Genomic DNA, 2,323 nt, shown 5'->3' on the forward strand with positions numbered 1-2,323 from the left:
AAGCGCCTGCGGTGGCCGCGGAACGTCAACTCGTGCCGCTCGGCACGCCGTACGGTCTCCGCCCGGGTCGTCATGGTGATCGATCCTACGGCGGCGGTGGGCACGGCGGCCGGCGGCGGCCTAGGAGATCCCCTCGGGCAGCAGCTCGGTGGGGATGTCCTCCAGGTCGAGGCCGCTGGGCAGGTCGTCGAGGTCGCTGGGCAGCAGCTCGGTCGGAATGTCCTCCGGGTTCAGGCCGCTGGGCAGGTCCTCGGGGTCCAGACCGCTGGGCAGCAGCTCGGTCGGGATGTCGTCGGGGAGCTTGGGGTCGTCGGGACCGGCGGACGGGCTCTCGCTCGGCGGCGGCGTACAGGCGCAGGGCGCGTCCTTGTCGTCGTCGCCGCTGACGAGCGCGTACGTCACCCCGACGCCGCCGGCCAGGACGACGACTGCCGCGGCCGCCGCCAGCCACCGCTTGTTGCTGTTCCGGACCGGGGGCGGCGGGGGCGGTGCGGGCCAGTGCTGCGTGCTGCCGGCCGGGGGTGTGTGGTCCGGCGGCGGGGCGTCTGCGGGCGGCGGGTAGCTCATGGCCCCAGCTTCGCCCGCGGCGGCGGCGGAAGGGATGGCTCCGCCGGGCTCGTGACAGGGTTGCGACACTCCGCCGCCGGTCAGAGGGCCGGGGGGCCGCGTACGGACGGGTTCCGGATCCCGTACGCGGCCGGTGCCGCCGCCGGGTCGCGCCGCGCTCTCCGTACGGGCGCGACCGGGCGTGACCGGGCGTTGTCGGCGGGGGCACCTACCCTTGGGCGGGTGCGAGGGGGTGTGGGGGTGTGGGGGTGTGGGGGTGCGGCGGAAACCGCGGACCCGGCACACCCCGCGCAGGTCGCCCCGCGCACCCCGGGCAGGCGGTGCCCCCGCCTCGCTCAGACGCCCAGCAGGTGGTCCATCGCCAGCTGGTCCAGGTGCTCGAAGGCCATGCCGCGCTGCGCCGCCGCCTCCGGGTCGAAGTCCTCGTACGCGCCGCGGTCGGCGAGCAGCCCGGCGAGGCCGGAGTCGTCCGCGGTGGGCTGCGCCAGCTCGTCCAGGCGCGAGGCGCGCAGCGCCTCCTGGACCTCGGGGTCGGCGCGGAACGCGGCGGCGCGCTCCTTGAGGATGAGGTAGTTGCGCATGCAGCCCGCGGCCGACGCCCACACGCCTTCCTTGTCCTCGGTGCGCGGCGGCTTGAAGTCGAAGTGCCGCGGGCCGGTGTAGCCGCCGGTCTCCAGCAGGTCCACGAGCCAGAACGCGGCGCGCAGGTCGCCCGCGCCGAAGCGCAGGTCCTGGTCGTACTTGATGCCGTTCTGGCCGTTGAGGTCGAGGTGGAACAGCTTGCCGGACCACAGCGCCTGGGCGATGGCGTGCGGGTAGTTGAGCCCGGCCATCTGCTCGTGGCCGACCTCGGGGTTGACGCCGTACAGCTCGGGGCGCTCCAGCCGCTCGATGAAGGCCAGCGCGTGGCCGACGGTGGGCAGCAGGATGTCGCCGCGCGGCTCGTTGGGCTTGGGCTCGATGGCGAACCGCAGGTCGTAGCCCTGGCCGGTGACGTACTCGCCGAGGAGGTCGAACGCCTCCTTCATCCGGTCGAGTGCGGCGCGCACGTCCTTGGCCGCGCCGGACTCCGCGCCCTCGCGCCCGCCCCAGGCGACGTAGATCCGCGCGCCCAGCTCCACCGCGAGGTCGATGTTGCGGATGGTCTTGCGCAGCGCGTAGCGGCGCACGTCGCGGTCGTTGGCGGTGAAGCCGCCGTCCTTGAAGACGGGGTGGGTGAAGAGGTTGGTGGTGGCCATCGGCACGGTCATGCCGGTGGCGTCGAGCGCCTGGCGGAAGCGCTTGACGTGCGACTCGCGCTCCGTCTCGGAGGCGCCGAAGGGGATCAGGTCGTCGTCGTGGAACGTGACGCCGTGCGCGCCCAGCTCGGCCAGCCGGCGGACGCTCTCGACCGGGTCGAGCGGCGCGCGGGTCGCCTCCCCGAAGGGGTCGCGCCCCTGCCAGCCGACGGTCCACAGGCCGAAGCTGAACTTGTCCTCGGGGGTCGGGGTATACGACATGACGGCTCCTTCGGCGGATCTATTTCGTAAGGCCGCTTTACAAAATAGGATGCCGACCGGGTCGGAGGGAAGAGCCGGCCCACGAGTCGCGGAGGACACAGCATGGGGCCCCTCGTCATCGGCGTCGACAGTTCGACGCAGTCCACCAAGGCGCTGGTCGTCGACAGCGAGACCGGGCAGGTGGTGGCACACGGCCAGGCCGCGCACGCCGTCAGCATCGGCGGCCGGCGGGAGAGCGATCCGGAGCAGTGGTGGGA

At 73.5% G+C, this 2,323-nt stretch carries 2 protein-coding genes and 1 pseudogene; 1 reads left to right on the top strand and 2 read right to left on the bottom strand.

Annotation, left to right across the window (positions count from 1 at the left end; translation table 11 throughout):
- Positions 1 to 120: 120 nt before the first annotated feature.
- Both H5J30_RS27920 and xylA read right to left on the bottom strand, forming a co-directional pair.
- Complete coding sequence (locus tag H5J30_RS27920) at positions 121 to 567, bottom strand: hypothetical protein (RefSeq protein ID WP_258563568.1); 447 nt, start codon at positions 565 to 567, stop codon at positions 121 to 123.
- Positions 568 to 902: 335 nt separating this feature from the next.
- The gene (gene xylA / locus H5J30_RS27925; protein ID WP_181790074.1) at positions 903 to 2,066 is read right to left on the bottom strand and encodes a xylose isomerase; all 1,164 of its coding nucleotides are present in this window, start codon (positions 2,064 to 2,066) and stop codon (positions 903 to 905) included.
- Positions 2,067 to 2,168: 102 nt separating this feature from the next.
- On the opposite strand from xylA, the pseudogene H5J30_RS37010 reads away from it, so the two are divergent.
- A pseudogene (locus tag H5J30_RS37010) lies at positions 2,169 to 2,323 on the top strand (xylulokinase); the annotation flags it as partial.

The organism is Streptomyces phytophilus (assembly GCF_013870535.1).
Taxonomy (GTDB): Bacteria; Actinomycetota; Actinomycetes; order Streptomycetales; family Streptomycetaceae; genus Streptomyces; species Streptomyces phytophilus.

Bases quoted from the DNA above. Each gene is read 5' to 3' on its own strand.
- xylA (WP_181790074.1), bottom strand. From the start codon at position 2,066: ATGTCGTATACCCCGACCCCCGAGGACAAGTTCAGCTTCGGCCTGTGG.
- H5J30_RS27920 (WP_258563568.1), bottom strand. From the start codon at position 567: ATGAGCTACCCGCCGCCCGCAGACGCCCCGCCGCCGGACCACACACCC.